A 22,897-nucleotide genomic window follows, 5' to 3' on the forward strand; every position below is an offset into this window, starting at 1 on the left:
CCGGTTCGGCCGAGTAGCCGACGGGCGTGTCCCAGGATCAGCCGTTGGGGTGAGGGGCAGTGGGGCGCGGCGCGTTTCGGGGCGGGGAGGCGGCGGGGCTGCGGCAGTGTCGGAGCGCTTCCCCCCTTCCCCCCGACCGAGAGGCGATCGGCCATGGCCCACTCCTCCTCCAACCCGCCCGCCTCCGGGCACACCGGGCTCAGACGGGAGGTCGGCGTCGCCGGGCTGCTCTGGGCCTCGGTCGGGGCGATCATCGGTTCCGGCTGGCTGTTCGGGGCGCAGAAGGCGGCGGTGGCGGCGGGCCCGGCGGCACTGCTGTCGTGGGGCATCGGCGCGGTGGCGATCATCCTGCTGGCGCTGATCCACGCCGAGTTGGGCGGGCTGTTCCCGGTGGCGGGCGGGACGGCGCGCTACCCGCACTACGCGTTCGGCGGGTTCGCCGGGATGTCGTTCGGCTGGTTCACCTGGCTGCAGGCGGCGACGATCGCGCCGATCGAGGTGCAGGCGATGATCAACTACGCCCAGCACTGGTCCTGGGCGGACGGCCTGCTGAACAAGGACCTGACGCTCACCGGCGCCGGGTTCGTCGTCGCGGCCGCCCTGCTCGGCGTCTTCGTCGCGATCAACTTCCTCGGCGTCCGGCTGCTCGCCCACACCAACAGCGCGGCCACCGTCTGGAAGGTCGCCGTCCCGATCCTGACCATCTTCGCCCTCGGCATCACCGAGTTCCACGGCTCCAACTTCGACGTGCACGGCTTCGCGCCGGACGGCGCCAAGGGCGTGCTCGCCGCGATCAGCACCAGCGGGGTGATCTTCGCCCTGCTCGGCTTCGAGCAGGCCATCCAGTGGGCGGGCGAGAGCCGCAACCCCCGGCGGGACATTCCCCGGGCGGTCCTCGGCTCGGTCGTCATCGGCACGATCGTCTACCTCATGCTCCAGGTGGTGTTCATCGGAGCCCTGCCGCCGAACACCTTCGCCGGGGGCTGGGGCACGCTCGACTACCCCGGGATCAGCGGGCCGTTCGCCGGCCTCGCGACGCTGATCGGGCTGGGCTGGCTGGCCACCGTCCTGTTCATCGACGCGGTGATCTCGCCGGCCGGCACCGGGCTGGTCTACATCACCTCCAGCTCCCGGGTGACGTACGGCCTGAGCCGCAACGGCTACGCCCCGCAGGCTCTCCAGTACACCGACAAGCGCGCGGTGCCGTGGCTCGGTCTGCTGATCGCCTGGGTCGCCGGGGTGCTCTGCTTCCTGCCGTTCCCGAGCTGGCAGCGGCTGGTCGGGTTCATCACCTCGGCCGTGGTGCTGATGTACGCGGGCGCGCCGCTGGCCTTCGGGGTGCTGCGCAAGCGGTTGCCGGGGATGGAGCGCTCGTACCACCTGCCGGGCGGCTCGGTGATCTCGCCGATGGCCTTCGCGGTGGCGAGCCTGGTCATCTACTGGTCCGGCTGGGACACCCTGTGGCGGCTCGGCCTGGCGATCCTGATCGGGTACGCGCTGCTCGGCGGGTACTCGGCGTACGCCGCGTCGAAGGGGGTGCCGAACGCGCCGAGGATGGACTTCAGGGCGGGGCAGTGGCTGCCGGTCTACCTGGTCGGCATCGGCCTGATCTCCTGGCAGGGCACCTTCGGCAAGGGCGCGCGGGGGAACCTGCCGCTGTGGTGGGACATCGGGGTCGTGGTGGTGTTCTCGCTGGTCGTCTACTACTGGGCGATGGCGACCGCCCTGCCGGCGGAGGAGATCGAGCGGAACATCCGAGGCGTCGAGGTGGTGGACGAGGTCGTGCACTGAGCAACGGCCCTGACCTGAGCAGCACTTCGCCCCGTCGAGCAACGGCTCGGCGGGGCGAAGTAGCGCGGTCGTGGTTACTGGCCGGCCGGGGTGGTGGCCGGTGCGCCCGTGCCGCTGCCGCTGCCGGTCGCGGTGCTGCTCGGGTCGGGCTTGGGGGCCGGGTCGGGGATGTCGGCCATCGGCAGGGACTGCTTGGGCGTGCCCTTCAGGGCGTCGTTCATGGCGTCCCGCCAGATCGGGCCCGGGCCGTCGGCGCCGAACACCTCGGTGTGGTAGCTGCCGTTGATGGTGATGTTGCGCATCTCGACGCCGCCGGCCGGGCCACCGAGCCAGACGGCGGTGGCCAGCTGAGGCGTGTAGCCGTTGAACCAGGCGGCCTTCTTGTGGTCCGAGGTGCCGGTCTTGCCGGCGATCTGCCGGTTGTCGTCCAGGTGGAGCGCCGAGCCGGTGCCGCCGTCCTTGGTCACGCCGTTCAGGACGGTGTTCATCGCCCGTGCCGTGTCCTCGGAGAACACCTTCTCGCAGTGGCCGGCCGGTACGGGCACGTCCTTGCCGTCCACGGTGGTGATCCTGCTGATCGCGAGCGGGTCGCAGTGGGTGCCCTCGGCGGCGAAGGTCGCGTAGACGTTCGCCATGGTCAGCGGGCTCATCTCCTCGACGCCCAGCGCCATCGCGGGCACCTCCTCCAGCGGCTTGCCGCTGGCCTTGGCGGTGATGCCGAACTTGTTGGCCATCTGCTTGACCGCGCAGAGGCCGATCTCCTGCTCCATCTGCACGAAGTAGGTGTTGACGGAGAGGGCCATCGCCTGCTTCAGCTGGTACGGGCCCTTCTCGCTCGCGGACTCGTTGGGCACCACCGTCTTGGGCCGGGCGTCGTTGCGCCACGTCCCCTCGCAGGTCTTCACGTTCGGGTACGGCATCGAGTTCGGCGCGTCGTACTGCTGGGTCGGCGGCAGGCCGGCCTCCAGGGCCGCGGCCGCGACGATCGGCTTGAACGTCGAGCCGGGCTGGAAGCCGGTGCCGCCGCCCATCGCCAGGTCGACGTTGAGGTTGACCATGGTCTGGTTCTTCTCCGTCACCAGGCCGTACGGGCGGGTCTGGGCCATCGCCAGGATCTTGCCGGTGCCCGGCTCGACCATGCTCGCGGCGGCGGAGACGGAGTCGGTGACCTTCACGTTGCTGCTCACCGCGTTCTGGGCGGCGGCCTGCCTGTCCGGGTCCAGCGTGGTGTAGATGTTCAGGCCGCCCTTGTCCCAGAAGGCTTTGCGGTCCTCGCTGCTCTTGCCGAAGGCCGGGTCCTGCTTGACCACGTGGCGTACGTAGTCGCAGAAGAAGCCCATGCCGGCCTTGGCGGTGATGCAGCCGTTCTGTGGGTCCTTGTACTTCAGACCCAGCGGGGCGGCCTTCGCCTCCTTCGCCTGGTCGGCGGTGATGTGCTTGTTCTCCAGCATCTTGTCGATGACGGTGTCCCGGCGCTTCTGGGCGGCCACCGGGTGCACCTTGGGGTCGTACTGGGACGGGTTCTGGACCAGCCCGGCCAGGGTGGCGGCCTCGGCGACGGTCAGGTCCTTGTTGCTCTTGCTGAAGTAGCGCTGGGACGCGGCCTCGACCCCGTAGGCGCCGTTCCCGTAGAAGGTGATGTTGAGGTAGTTGGTGAGGATCTGCTCCTTGGGCAGTTCCTCCTCCAGCTTGACCGCGACCTTGAGTTCCTGGATCTTGCGGCCCAGGGTCTTGCGCTGGGCCTCCTTCACCGCGTCCTTGTCCTCGCCGGCCTTCTCCACGTTGACGTTCTTCACGTACTGCTGGGTCAGCGTGGAGGCGCCCTGCGCGGTGGTGCCGCTCTCCGCGTTCTTGCCGAGCGCGCGCACGATGCCCTTGAGGTCGACGGCGCCGTGCTCGTAGAACCGGGCGTCCTCGATGTCGACCTGGGCCTTGCGCATGTACGGCGACATCTGGTCGGCGGTGAGGACGGTGCGGTCGCGCTCGTAGACCTTGGCGATCAGCCCGCCCTTGGCGTCGAAGATCTGCGTGGCCTGGGTGAGCGGCGGCGTCTTGAAGTCGCTGGGAATGTCGTCGAAGCTGTCCGCCGTGGTCTTGGCGGTCAGCCCGACGCCGCCGGCGACCGGCAGTAACAGGCCCGCCAGCAGGACGCCGGACACGACGCTCATACCGAGGAAGGTCGCACCGTGGCGGGCCATCCGGAGCGGCTTGCCGCGGGCCGGGCGGGGGTCCGCGCTGTCGGCGGAGTTCGGTATGCGAGAGCGCTGTGAGTCCACATCACGTTGATGTCGTGAGCGTGGAGAAAGGTTGCACGCGGAGTGCCCGAAGTGGTCAGGAAGGGCGTTATGGGGCGTGATTTCCGTTTGGTGGACGGTACTTGGCCCCGCCGGCCGGTAGCGCGGCGGGGCCGAGTGCCCTCGGACTACGCTCCGGCGGTGGCCGTCCAGGCGGCCTCGGCGGCGGCCAGGGCCGGCGCGGCGTCCGCACCGGTCGCGGCGGCGAGGGCGCCCAGGCAGGCGCGGACGGTCTCCAGCGAGGCCGCCGGGCCGTAGTGGTTGACCCGCAGCATCTCCGCGGCCAGCGCCCCGCCGCCGGCCTGGACCGGCAGCGCGGGGTCGAGGGCGGCGGCCAGCTCGGCGGCGTGCAGGCCGGCCGCGGTGCGCAGGGTGGTGGCGACCGGGGCGGCGTGCGCGTCCTCGGTGACGAAGGGGGCGACGGTGCCGAGCGCGCGGGCGCCGGCCCGGGTGGCGGCCGCGGCGGCGCGGTGGCGGGCGATAACGGCGGGCAGGCCGTCGGCGGCGATCCGGTCCAGGCAGGCGCCGAGCGCGAGCATCTCCAACTGGGCGGGTGCGTGCGGGAGTACGGCGCGGCCGGCGTCGGTCCAGCGCTCCTTCCAGTCGAGCAGCGACAGGTAGGAGCGGCGCGGGGCGGCCGGGTTCGCGGCGATCCGCTCCCAGGCGCGCTCGGAGACCGAGACGGCGGAGACCCCGGCCGGGCCGCCCATCGCCTTCTGGCCGCCGATGACGCACAGGTCGACGCCCCACGCGTCGGTGAGCAGCGGCTCGGCGGCGACGGAGGCGACCGCGTCGAGCATCAGCAGCGCGCCGTGCTCGCGCACCACGGCGCCGATCGCGGCGACCGGGTTGGTGTTGCCGGTGGCGGCCTCGGCGTGGACGAGGGAGACGAAGTCGACCGCGGGGTGGGCGTCGAGGGCCTCGGCCACCTGCTGCGCGCTCACCGCGCTGTCGAAGGGCACGGCCAGGTCGACGACGGTCGTGCCGCAGGAGCGCAGCCAGTTGCCGAAGGTCTGCCCGTACGGTCCGGTGACGATGTTGAGCGCGGTCGAGCCGGGGTGCGCGGCGCCGCGGATCGCGGCCTCCAGGGGTAGGAGGGCCTCGCCCTGGGTGACGATCACGTCGGCCTCGGTGTGCAGCAGCGCGGCCACCTGGTCCTCGATCGCCGCGAACTCGGCGGCGCTGAGCGGGGGGAGGTCGAGGAAGGGACTCACGTCTCACAGGCCTTTCACGGGGGTGGTGGGTGCCGGAACGAGTGTGCCGCATCCCCGCTTCCGGTACGGCAGCCGCCCGCCGCCGGCCCGTCGGTAGAGTGCGGCCATGAGCGATGGCGCGGTGCTGCACGTGCGGGGTCGGGTGCTGGTCGGTCCGGCGGACGTCCGGGACGAACTCTGGGTGGTGGACGGGCGGGTGAGCTTCACCCGCCCGCCGTCCGCCGGGGACGTCCGGACGGTGACCGGCTGGGTGCTGCCCGGCCTGGTGGACGCGCACTGCCACGTCGGCCTGGACGCGCACGGCGCGGTGGACGCGGAGACCAGCGAGAAGCAGGCGCTCACCGACCGCGACGCCGGCACCCTGCTGATCCGCGACGCCGGCTCGGCCGCCGACACCCGGTGGATCGACGAGCGCGCGGACCTGCCCCGGATCATCCGCGCCGGGCGGCACATCGCCCGGACCCGCCGCTACATCCGCAACTACGCGCACGAGATCGAGCCCGGCGACCTGGCCGCGTACGTCCGGGCCGAGGCCCGGCGCGGGGACGGCTGGGTGAAGCTGGTCGGCGACTGGATCGACCGCGAGCGCGGCGACCTCACCGCCTGCTGGCCCGGCGACGCCCTGGCCGAGGCGATCGCGGCGGCGCACGAGGAGGGCGCACGGGTCACCGCGCACTGCTTCGCCGCGGAGTCCCTGCCGGACCTGCTGGCGGCCGGGATCGACTGCGTCGAGCACGCGACCGGGCTGACCGAGGAACTGATCCCGGCGTTCGCCGAGCGCGGCGTCGCCATCGTCCCGACCCTGGTCAACATCGCCACCTTCCCGGACCTCGCGGCCGGCGGCGAGGGCAAGTTCCCCGCCTGGGCGGCGCACATGCGGCGGCTGCACGAGCGCCGGTACGACACCGTGGGCGCCGCGCACGACGCCGGCATCCCGGTGTTCGTCGGCACGGACGCGGGCGGCTCGCTGGCCCACGGGCTGGTCGCGGACGAGGTGGCGGAGCTGGTGAAGGCGGGGCTGAGCCCGGCGCAGGCGCTGTCGGCGGCGAGCTGGGGAGCGCGGGAGTGGCTGGGGCGGCCGGGGCTGGAGGAGGGCGCGCCGGCGGACTTCGTGGTGTACGCGGAGGACCCGCGGGCGGACGTCCGGGTGCTCGCGGACCCGCGGCTGGTGGTGCTGCGGGGGCGGCCGGTGGGGTGACCGGACCGGCGGTGGCCGGTGGGGGCCCGTGGGGTGGCCTGCGGGGGGTGGCCCGCGGTGGCCGGTCGCGGGCTCGTCCGCGGGCTCGGCCGTGTGCTCGTCCGCCATGATCATCCGTTGAACGCCCTGTCGGTGTAGGCCGATAGGGTGGCGACCATGGCACCGCGTCCCCTGAACGAGATCGTCGAGCCCGGCTGGGCCGCCGCCCTGGAGCCCGTCGCCGGACGGGTCGCCGCCATGGGCGACTTCCTGCGCGCCGAACTGGCCGCCGGCCGCACGTACCTGCCCTCCGGGCCGAACGTGCTGCGGGCCTTCCAACAGCCCCTCGCCGACGTGCGGGTGCTGATCGTCGGGCAGGACCCGTACCCGACCCCCGGCCACGCCGTCGGACTCAGCTTCTCGGTGGCGCCGGAGGTGCGGCCGATCCCGGCCAGCCTGATCAACATCTTCCAGGAGTACGGCCAGGACCTCGGCCTGCCGCAGCCGTCCAACGGGGATCTCACCCCGTGGACGCAGCAGGGCGTGCTGCTGCTCAACCGCGCGTTGACCACCGCGCCGCGCAAGCCCGCCGCGCACCGGGGCAAGGGCTGGGAGGAGGTCACCGAGCAGGCGATCCGGGCGCTGGTGGCGCGCGGCGGGCCGCTGGTGGCGATCCTGTGGGGGGCCGACGCCCGCCGGCTGCGGCCCGTGCTCGGGGAGGTCCCGGCGATCGAGTCGGCGCACCCGAGTCCGATGTCGGCCGACCGCGGCTTCTTCGGCTCCCGGCCGTTCAGCCGGGCGAACGAGCTGCTGGTGCGGCAGGGGGCGCAGCCGGTGGACTGGCGGCTGCCGTAGCAGAGTCCGGTCAGCTCGGAACGTCAATCTCACTCCAACGGGTGAAATGACGTTCAGTGTTGCTCATGTGACGGATCGTTCGAGAAGACTGGCGGCTCATCGTTTCATCTGTGTGGGGGTACCGCCATGTCTTCTCGCCGAATCGTTTCCGCAGCCGCCGCCGTCGCGGCGAGCACGCTGCTCACCGCCGCGCCCGTGCAGGCCGCACCGGCAGCCCCGGCTGCCTCTGGGGCCGCGGCCTCCCCGGGTAAGGCGCGGGCCGTCACCGCCGAACTAGCCCTGGACGTCAAGCTGTTGAACAACGCCGTGGACGTCCCGGTGAACATCGCGCTGAACAAGGTGGAGACGCCCGCGCAGGGGTCGGGGTCGTCCCCCCGGCCGGAGTCGCGGGGAGGATCGGTGCTCACCGCCGCGGTCGACGGCGTCGACCAGCAGGGCCCGGTGACCCTGGTCAAGGCCGACATCGGCACGTCCGTGACCCGCGCCGACGCCAAGGGCACCGCCGCCTCCGTCAAGCTCGTCAACGCCGACGTGCACGCCCCCGGCCTGCCCGCCACTGCACTGCTCGGCCTGGAGGCGATGAGCGCCGAGGCGACCTGCCCGGTGGACGGGCAGCCGACCGCGGACGTGGTCGCGCCCGCCAGGCTCACCGTGCTCGGCAAGCCGGTCACCGTCGGCCTCTACGGGCCGACCACGGTGGACGTGCCGCTGATCGGCAGCGTGTCGGTGGAGCTCTCCAAGAAGACCACCACCACGACCACCGCCGCCGCCTCGGCACTGGAGGTGCAGGTGGAGGTGAACCCGCTGAACCTGAACGTCGCCAAGGTCACCGGGAAGGTCACCGTCGCCTCGGTGAGCTGCGAGAAGCCCTCCGCCCCGCCGACCGCCCCGAGCGCCGCGCCGACGGACGGCCCCACCGGCGCGCCCGCCGCCCAGCCGGTTGCCGACACCGGCACCTCGCGTGCCGCCGTCGTCCCGCAGGCCGGGGTGGAGAAGAGCGCGCAGCCGGAGAAGCTGGCCGCCACCGGCAGCGGCAGCGCCACCGGCCCGCTGGCCGCCGGGGCCGCCGCCCTGGTCGCGGGCGGGGCGGCCGCGCTGTGGGCCACCCGGCGCCGCCGGGCCGCGCACGCCCGCCGGCGCTGAGGCGCTGACGCACTGACGCACTGAGGCACGCGTCGGACACCTTCGGACGCGGGAGTGCCAGCCCCGGCACTCCCGCACCGTGACCGTGCCAATGCGGACGGTTGGTTCACATGCGCGTTACATGAGAGGAACAACCGGGAAACGGCGGCTTGCGACGCTACGCGGGCACCCACCACCCAGTAATGCGAGGGACACGCCGTGGCAATCAAGGCCGAGTACATCTGGATCGACGGCACGAAGCCGACCGCGAAGCTTCGCTCCAAGACTCGCGTCCTGCCCAACGCCGACAAGATCCCGACCTGGGGCTTCGACGGTTCCTCGACCAACCAGGCCGAGGGCCACGCCTCGGACCGCGTGCTGGACCCGGTGAAGGTCGTGCCGGACCCGATCCGCGGCGGCAACCACATCCTGGTCCTCTGCGAGGTCCTGGAGACGAACGGCACCCCGCACGAGTCCAACACCCGCGCGCTGCTCCGCGAGGTGCACGAGAAGTACGCCTCCCAGGAGTCGATCTTCGGCATCGAGCAGGAGTACACCTTCTTCAAGGGCTCGCGCCCCCTCGGCTTCCCCGAGGGCGGCTTCCCGGCTCCGCAGGGCGGCTACTACTGCGGCGTGGGTGCCGAGGAGGTCTTCGGCCGCGAGATCGTCGAGCTGCACCTGGACCGCTGCCTCGCCGCCGGCCTCGCCATCTGCGGCATCAACGCCGAGGTCATGCCCGGCCAGTGGGAGTTCCAGATCGGCCCCGTCGACTCGCTGACCGTCTCCGACGACCTGTGGATCGCCCGCTACCTGCTCTACCGCACCGCCGAGGAGTTCGGCATCGACGCCACCCTCGACGCCAAGCCGGTCCGGGGTGACTGGAACGGTGCGGGCGCCCACACCAACTTCTCCACCAAGGCGATGCGCGAGGGCTACGAGGCCATCATCACCGCCTGCGAGTCGCTCGGCGCCTCCCAGGAGAAGGTGCTGGAGCACGTCGGCCAGTACGGCGACGACATCCAGTCCCGCCTGACCGGCAAGCACGAGACCGCCCCCTGGAACGTCTACAGCTACGGCGTCTCCGACCGCGGTGCCTCCGTCCGCATCCCGTGGCAGGTCGAGGTGGACCAGAAGGGCTACATCGAGGACCGCCGCCCGAACGCCAACATCGACCCCTACGTGGTCACCCGCCTGCTGATCAACACCTGCTGCGAGGCCCTGGAGAAGGCCGGCCAGGTCTGATCCGCCGCCCAGGGGTGTGTGCAACGCCCGCAGGCCCCTCCCCCACCGCGGGGAGGGGCCTGCGGGCGTTCGGGCATCGGCGGACCGGAGAACCGTTGAACGCGCTTGGCCGGAACTGCCGTTGGTACCAGTGAGGGCCTGCCGTACGGCTTCCGGGTGCTCGTCGCCCGGTTGGCGGACGGTCGTCACGGCCCGATCCGACCAGCCAGGAGCAGACATGAACAAGATCAAGGCCGCCGTCGCGGCCGCCGCCGTTCTCGCCGGCGTCGCGCTGACCGCGGCTCCGGCGTCGGCCGCGTCTGCCGCGGGCATCACCAGCCCCGCGCACTGCGGAAGCACGATCTTCGGCGGCGACTTCATCTGCGGTGGCGACTACGGCACCGGCGGCCAGACCTTCGTCGGCTTCCGTGACGGCACCCAGCAGGTCTTCGTGGTCGGCCTCGACCACGCCATGTGGACCCGCTGGACGATCGGCACTTCCGGTCGGCTGAGTGACTGGACCAGCATGGGCGGCTACCTGACCAGCGGCGTCACCGTCGTCAAGGCGACCGCGGACAACGCCCTCACCCTCCGCGCACGCGGCGGTGACAACCACCCGTGGTACATCGACCGGTACAGCAACGGTGCCTGGAGCGCCTGGTGGACCTACGCGGTGCCGGCGAACTGACGGGCGGCTCCAGCGCGGTGCCGGTGGGGCCCGGGGGCCCCACCGGGCCGGGCGGGAGGTCGTGATCGGGGCGGGGGCTGGGGAGGGGGTGGGTGGCGTCGGCTCCGGCCGCGGCCTGCAAATCACTGGTCAAGCGCCGCTGGCGAGCCGAGAATTCATGGCATGACCCAGCAGCCGCAGCCCCTGCTCCTCCTCGACGTGGACGGACCGCTCAACCCCTTCGCCGCGCCGAAGCGGCGGCCGCACGGCTACGACACCCACCGGCTGCGGCCCACCTGGTGGGTCGCCAAGCAGGAGCGGCTGGCGGCGGTGCAGGCGCGGCAGGTGACCCGCGCCAAGCACGCGAAACGCCCCATCGGCCGGGTCAAGCCGTTACGGGTGTGGCTGAACGCGTCCCACGGACCCGAGTTGCTGGCACTGCCGTACGAACTCGTCTGGGCCACCGGGTGGATGGGTGAGGCGAACACCCACATCGGCCCGAACATCGGGCTGCCCGAACTGCCGTACATCCGTTGGACGGCGTTGTTCGGTGAGGACCCGGACGGGCTGCACTGGAAGACGCGGGACCTGGTTGCCTGGGCGGCCGGGCGGCCGTTCGTCTGGGTGGACGACGAGCTCGGCCCGCTGGACATCGAGTGGATCGCGGCGAACCACCCGGCGCCGGCGGTCGCGCTCTGGGTCGACCCCCGGTTCGGGCTGCGGGAGCTGCACTTCGAGGCGCTCCGGGAATGGGCGGAGGAGGAACTTTGAGCGGTGGCGGCAGTGGTGGGGTCGGTATCGGCACGGTCGAGCGGTTGCGCCGCTACCCGGTGAAGTCGCTGCTGGGGGAGGAGCTGGACGGGGTCGAGGTGACCGGGCGGGGCCTGGCCGGGGACCGGGAACGGGCGCTGCTCGACGTGGCGACCGGACGGGTGGCCAGCGCCAAGCACCCCCGGCTGTGGGCGGGCCTGCTCGGATATGCGGCGACGCTCACGGCGGACGGCGGGGTGGCCGTCACCGGGCCGGACGGACGCGAAACCGACGAGGCGGAGCTGTCCGAGGCGATCGGGCGCAAGGTGGCGCTGGTCGCCGAGCGCCCGCCCGGTGCGACGGTCGAGCGGGCGGTGCCGGAGGAGGTGCTGGCGCACGGCATCGCGGCCGAAGTCGGCTTCACTGTCAACGAGTTGGGCCGGGCGGCGCCCGACGGCGGCTTCTTCGACTTCGCGCCGCTGCACCTGATCAGCACCGCGGCGCTGCGCGCGACCGGTGTCGAGGCCGAGCGCTACCGGCCGAACCTGGTGATCCGCACCGAGGGCGAGGGGTTCGTCGAGAACGCCTGGGTGGGGCGGGAGTTGGCGATCGGCCCGACACTGCGCCTGCGCGTCCTGGCAGCCACCCCGCGCTGCGCCGTGCCCACCCTGCGGCACGGCCCGCTGCCCCGCCGTACCGAGGCGCTGCGCATCCCGGCCGAGCGGAACCGGGTGGTCCCGCTGGAGGGCATGCCGGCGCTGCCCTGCGCGGGGGTGTACGCGCAGGTGCTGGCGCCCGGGCGGATCCGGACTGGCGATGAGCTCAGGCTGAACTGAGCACCTTCTCAAGGGCGTTGAGAAAACGGTCGGTGGTCTCCTCGTCCCGGACGGCGATCCGCAGCCACTCCTCGCCCAGCCCCGGGAAGGTGTCCCCGCGCCGGACGGCGAAGCCGTGCTCACGCAGCCGGCCCCGGACAGCCGCCGCGTCCGGCAGCCGGACCAGCACGAAGGAGGCGGCCGGCTCGCCGTACAGCCGCACGGACGGAAAGGCGGCCAGGCCCTTCACCAAGTACTCACGGCGGAGGGCGAGTTCGACGGCGGCCCGGTCGGCCTCGGCGAGCGCCGCCGGACCGCTGCAGGCCTCGGCGGCGGCCAGGGCCGGGGTGGAGACCGGCCAGAGCGGCTGGGCGGCGGCGAGTTCGGCGATCAGCGGCGCGGGGCCGAGCGCGTAGCCGATGCGCAGCCCGGCCAGGCCCCAGGTCTTGGTGAGGCTGCGCAGGACGACGACCCGGCCGGGCAGGTCCCGCACCGCGGCCAGGGACTCCCGCTCGCCCGGCACGGTGTCCATGAACGCCTCGTCCACCACCAGGGTGCGCCCGGGCCGGGCGAGCGCGGCCACGGCCTCGGCGGGGTGCAGCACGGAGGTCGGGTTGGTCGGGTTGCCGAGGACGACCAGGTCCGCCTCCTCGGGCACGGCGCCCAGCCGGAACCCGTCCTCGGCGGAGAGCAGCACCCGGTGCACCCGGTGCCCGGCGTCCCGTAGCGCCGCCTCCGGCTCGGTGAACTGCGGGTGCACCACGACGATATGACAGGCCGTCACCGTCCGGGCCAGGAGTACGAAGGCCTCCGCCGCCCCCGAGGTGAGCAGCACCTCCTCGACCGGGCGCCCGTGCCGGGCGGCCACGGCGGCGCGGGCGGTGCGCTGGTCGGGGTAGGCGGCGAGGTCGCCGAGGGTGGCCGTCAGGTGCTCGCGCAGCCAGGTGGGCGGCGTGCCGGTGCGGACGTTGACGGCGAGGTCGACCAGGCCGAGCCCGTCGGCGCGGACCTCGGCGTCGCCGTGGTGGCGCAGGTCGGGTTCGGGGGCGGTCACGCGGGGTCTCCGTGGGGGTGAGCGGGATCGGTGGGTGAGGTGGGTGACTCGGGTCAGCCGGGTGAGCGGGGTGAGTCGGCTGGTTCGGGCCGTCCGGCCGCGAAGTGGTCCTGGTACGGGCCGGGCGGCCCCGCCGCCGCCCGCGCGATCGCCACCGTCGTCGCCGCCGACTTCCGCTTGGCGACCACCAGTCGGCCGCCGGGCGCACTCGCCAGCGCCGCCGCCTCGGCGACGCTCGCGGTGCCGACGGCCGCTCCGACCAGGGCCGAGGGGTTGGGCACCGGTACGGCCGCCAGCTCCTCACGCGGATGCTCGTCCACCGGGACGCCGCCCAGGCAGTGCGCCACCCAGCGCACCGCCGGGTGGTCCGCCTTGCCCGCGACGGTGGCCAGCCGGGCCACCGAGTGGCGGGCCAGCCCGGCCTCCTGGAGCGCGTCCACCAGCAGTCGCATCGCTTCGGCGGGTTCGGCGGCGGTGCCCGCGCCGATTCCGACCACCAGGGTGTACGGGTGCGGCAGGTCGGCGTGGCCCGGGGCCTCCTGGGCGGTGACCCGCGGCATCGGGGCGTCGGCGTCGTCGCGGACCCTGGTGCCCGAGCCCGTGCCGGCCCCCGCACCCGCGTTTGCGGCACCCGCGTTTCCGGCGCCCGGCGCGGGGCCGGTGAGGTCGAGGGCGACCAGTCCGATCATCTGCCGCTCACCCGCCGCTCACCTGCTGCACTCCTTCGTCCCAAGCCCCCGTGATCCCACCACGCACGGTCGGAACGGGTCAATCGCGACGGGTGTGAGATCCGCCGCCGGAGGGTGGCAGCTGTTCGTCTGTTCTTCACCTGTCTTGTGCGGTACACGACACCGCGGCGATCCTACTGTTCTCGGCGCTCCCGCCCCGGCAGCCCCGACCTTCGGAGGACCCCATGGCCTTCACCCGACCGCGCACCCCCGCCACGTCCGCCCCCACCACGTCCACCCCCACCGCGCCCACCGCCGCCCGCCGCCGCGTGCCGCGCCCGTTCCGCCGCCCGCTCCGCCCGCTGACCGCCCTCGCCGCCGGCCTCGGCCTGGTCGCCGGCTCGCTCGGCCTCTGGGCCGCGGGCGGCAGCGCGGCCGCCGACACCGCGGCCGGCCTGCCCGCGCCGGACCACGTGGTGGTCGTGGTCTTGGAGAACCACGCCTACTCGCAGGTGGTCGGCAGCTCCAACGCCCCCTACCTCAACGGCACCCTGGCGGCCGGCGGCGCGAGGCTGACCCAGTCCTTCGCGCTCACCCACCCCAGCCAGCCCAACTACTACATGCTGTTCTCCGGCAGCGCGCAGGGCGTCGTGGACGACAGCTGCGTGGACGTCGGCGCGCTGCAGGAGCCCAACCTGGCCTCCGAGGTGCTCGCCTCCGGCCAGACCTGGGCGAGCTACAACGAGGGCCTGCCCGCCCAGGGCGCCACCGACTGCCGGGTCGACTCCTACGCGCAGAAGCACAACCCGTGGTTCGGCTTCGGCAACGTGCCCACCGACAGCGCGTACGGCATGGACGCGTTCCCGAGCGACTACAGCACCCTGCCGAAGGTCTCCTTCGTCATCCCGGACCTCTGCGACGACATGCACGACTGCTCCGTCGGCACCGGCGACTCCTGGCTCCGGAGCAACCTCGACGGGTACGCGCAGTGGGCGCGGAGCCACAACAGCCTGCTCGTCGTCACCTTCGACGAGGACAACAGGCTGTCCGGCAACCGCATCCCGACCCTGGTCTACGGCGCCCACGTCGCCCCGGGCAGCAGCACCGCCACCACCTACAACCACTACGACGTCCTGCGCACCCTGGAGGACCTGGCCGGCGTCAACGCCCACGCGGGCAACGCGGCCGGCGCCGCCGACATCACCGGCATCTGGAACTGACGCCCGTGTACGTCGCGGACTCCCGCAGCTCGAAGGCCCCCGCCGCACCGGCCACCGGTGCGGTGCGGCGGGGCGCCGTCCCCGGGGCGGTGCTCGCGCTCGGCACCGTCAGCCTGGTCACCGACATCTCCTCCGAGATGGTCACCGCCGTCCTCCCCCTCTACCTGCTCACCGGGCTCGGCCTCTCCCCGCTCGGCTTCGGTCTGCTCGACGGCATCCAGAACGGCTTCAGCGCCCTCGTCCGGCTGGCCGGCGGCCACTTCGCCGACCGCCGCGGCCGCGACGGCGCCGCCCGCCACAAGGCCGTCGCCGCGGTCGGGTACGGGCTGTCCGCGCTCTGCCGGCCGCTGCTGCTGCTCGTCCACACCGTGCCGCTGATCGGCGCGGTGATCGCCGTCGACCGCACCGGCAAGGGCCTGCGCACCGCACCCCGGGACGCGATGATCTCGCTCGCCACCGAACCCGCCCACCGCGGACGGGCGTTCGGCGTCCACCGGGCGATGGACACGGCCGGCGCCCTGCTCGGTCCGCTCACCGCCTTCCTAGTGCTGCGCCTGGCCGGCGGCCCGCTGCTCGCCGACGGCGGCGAACGGCACGGCTACGACGCGGTGTTCACGGTCAGCGCGTGCGTCGCCGCGCTGGGCGTGCTGATCCTGCTGCTGTTCGTGCCGAACCGGCAGCAAGCCGACGAACCGTCAACCACCGCCCCGTCGCTGCGTGACAGCCTCACCCTGCTGCGCCTGCCCGGGCTGCGGCGGCTGACGCTCTGCGCCGTCCTGCTCGGACTCACCACCGTCAGCGACTCCTTCCTCTACCTGCTCGTCCAGCGCCGACTGGGCCTGTCCGTCAGCCTGTTCCCGCTGCTGCCGCTCGGCACCGCCGCCGCCTTCCTGCTGTTCGCCGTCCCGCTCGGCGCGCTCGCCGACCGGATCGGTCGCCACCGGCTCTTCCTCGCCGGGCACGGCGTGCTGCTGCTCGCGTACGGGGTGCTGCTGTCGCCGCTGCGCGGACTGCCGGCGGTGGTCTGCGTGCTGGTGCTGCACGGCTCGTTCTACGCGGCCACCGACGGCGTGCTGGCCGCCGCAGCCGCCGACGCCGTACCGGCCGGGCAGCGCGGCGCCGGGCTCGCCCTGGTCGGCACCGGGCAGGCGCTGGCCCGGTTCGCGTGCTCCCTGCTGTTCGGCGCGCTCTGGAGCGCGGTCGGCGGCCCGGCGGCGCTGGGCTGGTCGGCGGGGGCGCTGGCGCTGTGCGTCGTCGGCGCGGCCGCGGTGCTGCGCCCGACCGGACCCGTCACCGGACCCGTCACCGAGCCGGTCGCTGGGCCCGCCACCGTGCCCGCCACTGAGCCCGCCACTCTCGAGGAGAGCCCGTGAACCTGCAGAACCGGACCAGGGTGATCGTGCTGCTGGTCGCCGTCCTGGTGCTCGGCGCGGTCGGCACCGACGCCGTCCTGTACGCGGCCGACCGCACCGCCCGCCGGGACCAGGCCCAGCCCGGCGGGCCGTCGGTCGAATCCGGCACCGTGTCGCTGCGCGTGCCGAGCAGCGGGCGGCACCTGCTGTTCCGCAACATGGCCTGGGGCCCGCACCGGGACGAGATCACCACTGTCCCCGCCGACCGCCCCGACGGCCCGCGCACCGCCTCCGGCGTCCAGTGCCTGCGCTTCCACGCCGCCGCCGGCACCGGCATCTGCCTGCAGGCCCAGCGCGGCACGCTGGAGGACACCTACCGGGCCGTCGTCCTGGACGACCGCCTGCGCGAACTGCGCTCCTTCCCGGCCGCCGGCATCCCCACCCGCTCCCGGGTCTCGCCGTCCGGGCACCTCGCCGCCTGGACGGTCTTCGTCAGCGGCGACTCGTACGCGGGCAGCGACTTCTCCACCCGCACCTCGATCGTCGACGTCCGGGACTGGAACCTCCGGGAGAACCTGGAGGACTTCGCGGTCGTCCTCGACGGCCACCCGTACCAGGCGCACGACACCAACGTCTGGGGCGTCACCTTCGCCGACGACAACACCTTCTACGCCACCCTCGCCACCGCTGGGCAGACCCACCTCGTGCGCGGCGACCTCGCCGCCCGCACACTCACCACCGTGCACGACAACGTCGAGTGCCCCTCGCTCTCCCCGGACGGCACCCGCATCGCGTACAAGAAGCGCGTCCCCGGCCTGTCCCCGGACGCGCCGTGGCGGCTGTACGTGCTCGACCTGGCCACCATGACCGAGACCGCCACCGCCGAACAGCGCAACATCGACGACCAGGCGCTCTGGTCCGCCGACGGCACCCTGGTCTACGCCCTGCCGGGCGACTACGGCGCCGACCTGTGGACCGTCCCGGCGGACGGCTCGGGCGCCGCGCGACTGCTCACCAAGGCCGCGGTCGCCCCCGCCTACCTGGGCTGAGGAACTCTCGGCTACGGTCCCACGTGGAGCACAGCGTGACGTCCTGACCGTCGTGGTCGGACATCCTGTCGAGGGGGAGCGAGAGAACCGTGGACGGCATCCCACCCGAGCGCACGGTGACCGACTCGTGGCCCGCCCTGCACGGCCGCCCGGTCCTGCGGCGCACCGTCGCCGTCGGACTGGTGCTCTGCGTGTCCGTCGCCGCCGCCCTCGTGGTGCGCGGCGTCAACGCGCTCACCATCGGCCGGACCGGCCACGAGACCGACCGCGACCGCGCCGAACGCCTGGCCGGCCTCCACCCCTCCCAGCACCCCGGCGTCGGCCGCTACTACGTCCCGGTCGGCGCCGTCTACACCCACACCTCCGACGGCGCCCCCATCGCCTACCTCCACTACCGCCTCGGCGGCGGCAAGGCCCCGGGCCTCGGCGACTTCCTCGACGCCTACGACCTCCCCACGCCCGGCCCCGCCGCCCCGCTCCCGCCCGACCTCGTCGCGGCGCTCGGCGGTGACGAGCCGGCCGTGGCCCCGGAGCTCCCGGAGGGTCCGGTGTCGCCCTCCGCCTCGCCGTCCGCCTCCCCGGCGGCCGCTCCGTCGGGCTCCCCGGCTGCCGATCCCGCTGACGACGCCCTCGTCCCGAGCCCGGCTCCCACCGCCGACCCCGACGCCGAGGCCGACCCTGGCCCGGACGCCGGCCCGGACACCGACGCCGGGGCGGACACCGGGGCCGGGACTGCGCCGGTCGGCACCCGAACGCTTCCCGAAGCCGAGCCCGCCGTCCCCACCCCGCCCCCGACCCTGACCCCGACCTGGCCCCCCACCCCGTCACCCGCCCACGCCCCCAGCGCCCGCCGCATCTACGTCGCCACCATCCCCGGCGGCCTCCCCGGCGCCGCCGACATCTACATTCGCGCGACCGGCTGACCCGCCGCCGGGCGCGCCGAAGCCCCGCCGTTGGTGCGGCGGGGCTTCGGAGTTCCGTTCCGGGTGGGCCGGGTCGGCCTGGTCGGCCGAGTCAGCGCGCGAGGCCTGGTCAGCCGGGCAGGCCGGGGACGGCGGCGATGCTCACGGGGTGGCCCATGGCGCCGATGCGCCAGGTGGCGAGGGCCTGGTAGGCGGGGGAGTGGTACCAGCCGTGGGCATCGGCCTCGGTGGGGAATTCGAGGATGGCGGTCTTGGTGTAGCAGGCGTCCCCCTCCAGCCGGGCCGGGGCGTCGAAGGCGAGCAGGCGGCCCTGGTAGGGCTCCATGGTGGCGCCGACGTTGGCCAGGTAGTGGCCGAGGGCGGCGTCGGGGGTGCTGTCGGTGCGGGTGATGGCGATGTAGTGCATGGTGTGCTCCGTGCGGTAGTGGTCAGCGAGTGACGGCGATAACAGGGGTGGCAGGGGTGCCAGGGTCGGGCGCCGTGGCCGGCCCGGCAGGGTCGGGCGCCGTGGCGGCCTTGGGCTGCCGGGCGGGGGCCTGCCCCGCGAACAGGGCGCCGAGGGCCAGCAGCAGGCCGACGAGCTGCCACCCGGTGAGGGTCTGGCCGAGGACGACGAGGCCGCCCGCGGTCGCGACCACCGGGTTGATCAGGCCGAGGAACGAGGCCGGTCCGGCGCCGAGCCGTTCGATGCCGCGGAACCAGAGCACGTACCCGAGGGCGGTGCTGAGGAGCCCGAGGTAGGCGAACCCGGCCAGGTTGGCCGCGCTCAGCGCGGGCGGTGCGCCCTCGACGAAGCCGGCGAGCGGCACGAGGAACAGCGAGCCCGCGAGGAGCTGCCAGGCCGTCAGGTCCAGCAGGGTGGCGCCCTCGGGGCGGCCCCAGCGGCGGGTGAGGACGGTGCCCATGGCCATCAGCGCGATCGCGGTGACCATCGCGGCGATGCCGATGCCGTCCAGGCGTGCGCCGCTCTTGAGCACCAGGAGTGCCACGCCGCCGACGCCGACCAGTCCGGCGAGCAGGGCCCGCCGTCCCGGCCGTACGCCGAGCACGCCGACCGAGAATCCGGCGACGAGCAGCGGCTGGATCGCCCCGATGGTGGCCGCGACGCCGCCGGGGAGCCGGTAGGCGCCGACGAAGGTCAGCGGGAAGAACAGCCCGATGTTGAGCATCCCGAGCACGGCCGCCCGCCCCCACCAGCGCCCCTTGGGCAGCCTGCGGCCGATCAGCAGCAGGAGCAGTCCGGCCGGCAGGGCGCGGAGTGCGGCGAGCAGCAGCGGACGGCCGTCGGGCAGCAGCTGGGTGGTGACCAGGTAGGTCGTGCCCCAGGCCGCCGGGGCGAGTGCCGCCGTGACGGCGACTCCTGCACGTGTTCCGGCCACGACATCCCCCTCAACGTTGATTATCTGAACGTTGAGGTAATTATGGAGCCCGAGGTGAGCGAACGTCAAGTATGTGAATGTTAAGGTAGTTGCCGAGGCCCGGCCCCGGGCCACCCAGGGAGGCGGCAGGCCATGCAGCAGCGCGACACCGTCGACGACATCGTCGAGCAGTGGACCAGGACCCGTCCCGACCTGAACACCGAGGCCATCGGCCTGATCGGCCGGCTGCGACGCCTCAACATCCGCGTCGACGGCGCCCTGCGCGAGTACTTCGCCTCCTGCGGACTGGACTCCTCCGAGTTCGACGTCCTGGCCACCCTGCGCCGCTCCGGCGAGCCCTACGAACTCAACGCCCGCGCCCTGCTCAAGTCCGCCATGGTCACCTCCGGCGCCATCACCAACCGGGTCGACCGGCTGTCCGCCAAGGGCCTGGTCGAGCGCAACCCCTGCCCGAGCGACCGCCGCGCCGTGCTGGTCCGCCTCACCCCGGCCGGCCGGGAGCTGATCGACGGCGCCCTGGCCGGCCACGTCCGCAACGAGGAGCACATCCTCGCCGCACTCGACGACGACGAACGCGCCCTGCTCGACGGCCTGCTGCGCAAACTCCTGATCGCGCACGGGGACACCGAGCCGCTCCTCGACTGAGCCCCCGGCGGCCGGGCTGCCCGCGCGAGGAAGGGCGTGTCCAGCGCCCTTCCGGCCGCGTTGACTCCGGCGGAACCCGCACCCGCGGAACCGCACCGGAGGAGAGGCCCGATGAACGAAAAGACGCCCAGGCAGATCGCCGTCGACGACCAGCTGCGGGCGGCCGGGGCGGAAGGCGCCCGGTGGCTCGCCGCCGCCGGATGGGGCCCGCCGGTCACCGTCCCGCTGCAGAAGGCGGCCAAGTGGCAGCGGGAGATCCGGGCCCGGATGCTGGCGGCGCAGGAGGACGAGTCCTGTACGTGGTGCGACCACCTGCTCCGCAGTGGGCCTCAGCCCGTCGTCGTGCACGCGGAGGACCCGACCCACCTGATCTGCCGCGCCTGCTCGATCGCCGCCCGCCCCGGCCGGGTCTGCCTGGACTGCGGGAAGCCCGCCGGTTCCGACTCGCCGGCGGGCGGCCGCGAGGACGTCTTCATGGGCGCGGTCTCGATCTACACCCGCATCCGCTGCGCCGCTTGTCATCGCGCGGACCCGCTGCGCGGCACCTTCGGCAACGGCGCTTGACGGGACGACAGGCGCGGCGTGCCACGGGCACGTACCACGGCGCCGGCGGCAGACCGGCCGGCGGCGCCGGACCCGGCGACCTCCACAATCGGATCACCTCGGGGCCGGCAGACCGCCGACCCGTAACGGCCCGGCCCTATGCGGTGCGGCGGGCTGCGGTCATCCGCGCGAGGATCAGCGCGGCGCACTCGCCCGCCGTGGCCCGGGTGGTGTCCACGACCAGGTCGTACGAGACCCCCTGGTGCACCGACTCGGCCTGCACGGCGGCCATCCCGGGCACCCGGTCACCGCGGGCGGCCTCCCGGGCCGCGGCCACGGCCGGGGCGCAGCGCACGCCGACCCAGAGCACGTCCAGGCCCTCCAGTGCCGCCCGCCAGCGGGCCTGGGAGGCGGTGGTGCCGAGGAACACCTCGTCCACCACGATCCGCGCCCCGGCCCGGGCCATCGCCGCGACCCCGGCCGTCCAGGCGGCGTCCAGGGCGGCGAAGACGGGCCCCACCTCGACGGTGCCGTCCCCGTCCGCCAGCCCGCCGATGCCCTCGCCGCCGCCCCCGTCGCCGCTGCGAAGCCGTGCCGGCAGCGCGGCGACCATGGTGTCCGCGCCGAGGTGCAGCCACGGCTCCGGCAGCAGCTCCTGAAGGCGGCGGGCGATGCTCGACTTGCCGGAGCTGGAGCCGCCGTTGAGGACGATCACGTTCATGCGGTCAGCGTAAGGCCCAACCAGGGCCCGACCAGGGCCCGACCAGGAACCGACTAGGACCCGACGCCGGCACCTCGGAAGGCCGCCGCCGCGGCCGCGAACGACGACGCCAGCGTCGGCGCCCCCGCCCAGTGCAGGTGCAGGTACGAGGCGTGCACGCTGCCGTGCACGAAGCCCTCCGTGCGCGGCCCGGTCGGCAGGCGCCAGCCCCAGGCCGGGTGTTCGCCCGCGCCCGGTTCGCAGACCGTCCGATGGAACTCGTGGCCGCGCAGCCGGGTGCCGGTCGCCGCGAGCGGCGAGTCGTGCAGGGCGACGGCCTCCCGGTAGCCGAGGGTGAGGCGTTCGGTCATCCGGGCGCCGGTGTCCAGCACCCCGCACATCGGCAAACCGTCCAACTCCCCCCCCAGGTAGAGCAGTCCGGCGCACTCGGCGGCGATCGGGCCGCCCGCTGCGGCGAACTCCGCGACGGCCGCGCGCAGCGCCGCGTTCCCGCTCAACTCCCGGACGTACAGCTCGGGGAAGCCGCCGCCGACGACGAGCCCGGCCGTGCCCGCCGGCAGCGCGGAGGCGTGCAGCGGGTCGAACGGGACGACCTCCGCGCCGGCGGCGCCGAGCAGTTCGGCGTTCTCGGCGTACGAGAAGGAGAACGCCGCGCCGCCCGCGACCGCGATCCGCGGCCGCCCGGCGACCGGGCTGACCTCGGCCGAGGGGTTCCACGGTTCGGCGTCCAACGGCGCTGCCGTACGGGCGAGTTCCAGCAGGGCGTCGAGGTCGACGGAGGAGCCGACCAGCTCGCCCATGTCGGCGACCGCCGCCAGCGCCTCCGCCGAGCGTTCCACCGCCGGGATCAGCCCGAGGTGGCGGGACGGCGTGGCCACCGCCGCCGAGCGGCGCAGCGAGCCCAGCACCGGCACGCCGGAACCCTCCTCCAGGGCCTCGCGCAGCAGGTGCTCGTGCCGGTCGGAGGCGACCCGGTTGAGGATCACCCCGGCGAGCCGCACCTGCGGATCCCAGGAGGCGAAGCCGTGCACCAGCGCGGCCACCGAGCGGGACTGCGAGGAGCCGTCCACCACCAGCACCACCGGCGCCCGCAGCAGCTTGGCGACGTGCGCCGTTGAGGCCAGCTCCCCGCGCCCGGAGGCGCCGTCGAACAGGCCCATGACGCCTTCGACCACCGCGATGTCCGCCCCCGCCGCGCCGTGCAGGAACAGCGGGGCGATCCGCTCCGGGCCGCACATGAAGGCGTCCAGGTTGCGGCCCGGGCGCCCGGCGGCGAGCGCGTGGTAGCCCGGGTCGATGTAGTCGGGACCGACCTTGTGCGGGGACACCGCCAGCCCGCGCGCGGCGAGCGCCGCGATCAGGCCGGTGGCGACGGTGGTCTTGCCGGCGCCCGAGGAGGGCGCGGCGATGACGAGGCGGGGGACGGTGCTCAACGGT

Annotated in this window: 22 protein-coding genes; 14 read left to right on the forward strand and 8 right to left on the reverse strand. The window is 73.9% G+C overall.

What is annotated here, in order from left to right:
- Positions 1-153 precede the first annotated feature (153 nt).
- Complete coding sequence (locus AC0B61_RS14305) at positions 154-1,791, forward strand: APC family permease (protein ID WP_471740947.1); 1,638 nt, start codon at positions 154-156, stop codon at positions 1,789-1,791.
- A 74-nt stretch (positions 1,792-1,865) separates the two neighbouring features.
- Here AC0B61_RS14305 and AC0B61_RS14310 read toward each other — a convergent pair whose 3' ends face one another.
- Together AC0B61_RS14310 and AC0B61_RS14315 are read right to left on the reverse strand one after the other, a co-directional pair.
- On the reverse strand, positions 1,866-3,959 hold the full coding sequence (locus AC0B61_RS14310; protein WP_471740948.1) for a transglycosylase domain-containing protein: 2,094 nt from the start codon (positions 3,957-3,959) through the stop codon (positions 1,866-1,868).
- A 254-nt stretch (positions 3,960-4,213) separates the two neighbouring features.
- Positions 4,214-5,299, reverse strand: a complete 1,086-nt coding sequence (locus AC0B61_RS14315) for an aminotransferase class V-fold PLP-dependent enzyme (protein ID WP_471740949.1) — start codon at positions 5,297-5,299, stop codon at positions 4,214-4,216.
- Between the two features lie 106 nt (positions 5,300-5,405).
- Between AC0B61_RS14315 and AC0B61_RS14320 the strand changes: the two genes are divergently transcribed.
- The 7 genes from AC0B61_RS14320 to AC0B61_RS14350 all read left to right on the forward strand — a co-directional run bounded on the left by AC0B61_RS14320 (position 5,406) and on the right by AC0B61_RS14350 (position 11,927).
- Entirely contained in the window at positions 5,406-6,497 is a 1,092-nt protein-coding gene (locus tag AC0B61_RS14320; RefSeq protein ID WP_471740950.1) for an amidohydrolase family protein, read from the forward strand.
- A gap of 156 nt (positions 6,498-6,653) precedes the next feature.
- Complete coding sequence (locus tag AC0B61_RS14325; RefSeq protein WP_471740951.1) at positions 6,654-7,331, forward strand: uracil-DNA glycosylase; 678 nt, start codon at positions 6,654-6,656, stop codon at positions 7,329-7,331.
- 126 nt (positions 7,332-7,457) lie between these two features.
- Positions 7,458-8,474, forward strand: a complete 1,017-nt coding sequence (locus AC0B61_RS14330) for an SCO1860 family LAETG-anchored protein (protein WP_471740952.1) — start codon at positions 7,458-7,460, stop codon at positions 8,472-8,474.
- A 198-nt stretch (positions 8,475-8,672) separates the two neighbouring features.
- On the forward strand, positions 8,673-9,695 hold the full coding sequence (gene glnII / locus AC0B61_RS14335; protein ID WP_471740953.1) for a glutamine synthetase: 1,023 nt from the start codon (positions 8,673-8,675) through the stop codon (positions 9,693-9,695).
- A gap of 217 nt (positions 9,696-9,912) precedes the next feature.
- Positions 9,913-10,362 carry a DUF8189 domain-containing protein gene (locus AC0B61_RS14340; RefSeq protein ID WP_471740954.1) on the forward strand — a complete coding sequence of 150 codons (450 nt, stop codon included), beginning with the start codon at positions 9,913-9,915 and terminating at the stop codon, positions 10,360-10,362.
- A gap of 162 nt (positions 10,363-10,524) precedes the next feature.
- Positions 10,525-11,112, forward strand: a complete 588-nt coding sequence (locus tag AC0B61_RS14345) for a hypothetical protein (protein ID WP_471740955.1) — start codon at positions 10,525-10,527, stop codon at positions 11,110-11,112.
- Entirely contained in the window at positions 11,109-11,927 is an 819-nt protein-coding gene (locus AC0B61_RS14350; RefSeq protein ID WP_471740956.1) for an MOSC domain-containing protein, read from the forward strand. Before AC0B61_RS14345 ends, AC0B61_RS14350 begins: the two co-directional genes overlap by 4 nt.
- Here the strand turns inward: AC0B61_RS14350 and cobC are convergent.
- Both cobC and AC0B61_RS14360 read right to left on the reverse strand, forming a co-directional pair.
- On the reverse strand, positions 11,914-12,960 hold the full coding sequence (gene cobC, locus AC0B61_RS14355; RefSeq protein WP_471740957.1) for an Rv2231c family pyridoxal phosphate-dependent protein CobC: 1,047 nt from the start codon (positions 12,958-12,960) through the stop codon (positions 11,914-11,916). The genes AC0B61_RS14350 and cobC overlap by 14 nt on opposite strands.
- A 53-nt stretch (positions 12,961-13,013) precedes the next feature.
- A complete protein-coding gene (locus AC0B61_RS14360; RefSeq protein ID WP_471740958.1) occupies positions 13,014-13,649 on the reverse strand; it encodes a cobalamin biosynthesis protein in 636 nt (211 codons plus the stop codon).
- A 224-nt stretch (positions 13,650-13,873) separates the two neighbouring features.
- Here AC0B61_RS14360 and AC0B61_RS14365 point away from each other — a divergent pair, with 224 nt between their 5' ends.
- The 4 genes from AC0B61_RS14365 to AC0B61_RS14380 all read left to right on the forward strand — a co-directional run bounded on the left by AC0B61_RS14365 (position 13,874) and on the right by AC0B61_RS14380 (position 18,172).
- Complete coding sequence (locus AC0B61_RS14365) at positions 13,874-14,848, forward strand: alkaline phosphatase family protein (protein ID WP_471740959.1); 975 nt, start codon at positions 13,874-13,876, stop codon at positions 14,846-14,848.
- Between the two features lie 5 nt (positions 14,849-14,853).
- Positions 14,854-16,221, forward strand: a complete 1,368-nt coding sequence (locus AC0B61_RS14370) for an MFS transporter (RefSeq protein WP_471740960.1) — start codon at positions 14,854-14,856, stop codon at positions 16,219-16,221.
- Between the two features lie 2 nt (positions 16,222-16,223).
- Positions 16,224-17,249, forward strand: a complete 1,026-nt coding sequence (locus AC0B61_RS14375) for a TolB family protein (RefSeq protein ID WP_471741050.1) — start codon at positions 16,224-16,226, stop codon at positions 17,247-17,249.
- An 89-nt stretch (positions 17,250-17,338) separates the two neighbouring features.
- Positions 17,339-18,172: a hypothetical protein gene (locus AC0B61_RS14380; protein WP_471740961.1), complete on the forward strand. Its 834-nt coding sequence runs from the start codon at positions 17,339-17,341 to the stop codon at positions 18,170-18,172.
- Between the two features lie 109 nt (positions 18,173-18,281).
- On the opposite strand, the gene AC0B61_RS14385 is transcribed toward AC0B61_RS14380, so the two are convergent.
- Together AC0B61_RS14385 and AC0B61_RS14390 are read right to left on the reverse strand one after the other, a co-directional pair.
- Positions 18,282-18,578 carry a DUF1330 domain-containing protein gene (locus AC0B61_RS14385; protein WP_471740962.1) on the reverse strand — a complete coding sequence of 99 codons (297 nt, stop codon included), beginning with the start codon at positions 18,576-18,578 and terminating at the stop codon, positions 18,282-18,284.
- 22 nt (positions 18,579-18,600) lie between these two features.
- On the reverse strand, positions 18,601-19,551 hold the full coding sequence (locus AC0B61_RS14390; protein WP_471740963.1) for an EamA family transporter: 951 nt from the start codon (positions 19,549-19,551) through the stop codon (positions 18,601-18,603).
- 132 nt (positions 19,552-19,683) lie between these two features.
- Between AC0B61_RS14390 and AC0B61_RS14395 the strand changes: the two genes are divergently transcribed.
- Together AC0B61_RS14395 and AC0B61_RS14400 are read left to right on the forward strand one after the other, a co-directional pair.
- The gene (locus AC0B61_RS14395; RefSeq protein ID WP_471740964.1) at positions 19,684-20,196 is read left to right on the forward strand and encodes a MarR family winged helix-turn-helix transcriptional regulator; all 513 of its coding nucleotides are present in this window, start codon (positions 19,684-19,686) and stop codon (positions 20,194-20,196) included.
- A 111-nt stretch (positions 20,197-20,307) separates the two neighbouring features.
- Positions 20,308-20,760: a hypothetical protein gene (locus AC0B61_RS14400; protein WP_471740965.1), complete on the forward strand. Its 453-nt coding sequence runs from the start codon at positions 20,308-20,310 to the stop codon at positions 20,758-20,760.
- Between the two features lie 136 nt (positions 20,761-20,896).
- Here the strand turns inward: AC0B61_RS14400 and cpt are convergent, their stop codons facing one another.
- Both cpt and AC0B61_RS14410 read right to left on the reverse strand, forming a co-directional pair.
- Positions 20,897-21,454 carry a chloramphenicol phosphotransferase CPT gene (cpt, locus tag AC0B61_RS14405; protein WP_471741051.1) on the reverse strand — a complete coding sequence of 186 codons (558 nt, stop codon included), beginning with the start codon at positions 21,452-21,454 and terminating at the stop codon, positions 20,897-20,899.
- 59 nt (positions 21,455-21,513) lie between these two features.
- Positions 21,514-22,893, reverse strand: coding sequence for a cobyrinate a,c-diamide synthase (locus AC0B61_RS14410; protein ID WP_471740966.1), 1,380 nt, complete (start codon positions 22,891-22,893; stop codon positions 21,514-21,516).
- Between the last annotated feature and the right edge of the window lie 4 nt (positions 22,894-22,897).

The sequence above is a fragment of the Kitasatospora sp. NPDC023385 genome, assembly GCF_055664045.1.

Coding starts and splice junctions, on each gene's coding strand:
- AC0B61_RS14320 (WP_471740950.1), top strand. CDS start 5,406: ATGAGCGATGGCGCGGTGCTGCACGTGCGGGGTCGGGTGCTGGTCGGT.
- AC0B61_RS14325 (WP_471740951.1), top strand. CDS start 6,654: ATGGCACCGCGTCCCCTGAACGAGATCGTCGAGCCCGGCTGGGCCGCC.
- AC0B61_RS14360 (WP_471740958.1), bottom strand. CDS start 13,649: ATGATCGGACTGGTCGCCCTCGACCTCACCGGCCCCGCGCCGGGCGCC.
- AC0B61_RS14330 (WP_471740952.1), top strand. CDS start 7,458: ATGTCTTCTCGCCGAATCGTTTCCGCAGCCGCCGCCGTCGCGGCGAGC.
- AC0B61_RS14395 (WP_471740964.1), top strand. CDS start 19,684: ATGCAGCAGCGCGACACCGTCGACGACATCGTCGAGCAGTGGACCAGG.
- AC0B61_RS14345 (WP_471740955.1), top strand. CDS start 10,525: ATGACCCAGCAGCCGCAGCCCCTGCTCCTCCTCGACGTGGACGGACCG.
- AC0B61_RS14365 (WP_471740959.1), top strand. CDS start 13,874: ATGGCCTTCACCCGACCGCGCACCCCCGCCACGTCCGCCCCCACCACG.
- AC0B61_RS14385 (WP_471740962.1), bottom strand. CDS start 18,578: ATGCACTACATCGCCATCACCCGCACCGACAGCACCCCCGACGCCGCC.
- AC0B61_RS14310 (WP_471740948.1), bottom strand. CDS start 3,959: ATGAGCGTCGTGTCCGGCGTCCTGCTGGCGGGCCTGTTACTGCCGGTC.
- AC0B61_RS14305 (WP_471740947.1), top strand. CDS start 154: ATGGCCCACTCCTCCTCCAACCCGCCCGCCTCCGGGCACACCGGGCTC.
- AC0B61_RS14340 (WP_471740954.1), top strand. CDS start 9,913: ATGAACAAGATCAAGGCCGCCGTCGCGGCCGCCGCCGTTCTCGCCGGC.
- AC0B61_RS14400 (WP_471740965.1), top strand. CDS start 20,308: ATGAACGAAAAGACGCCCAGGCAGATCGCCGTCGACGACCAGCTGCGG.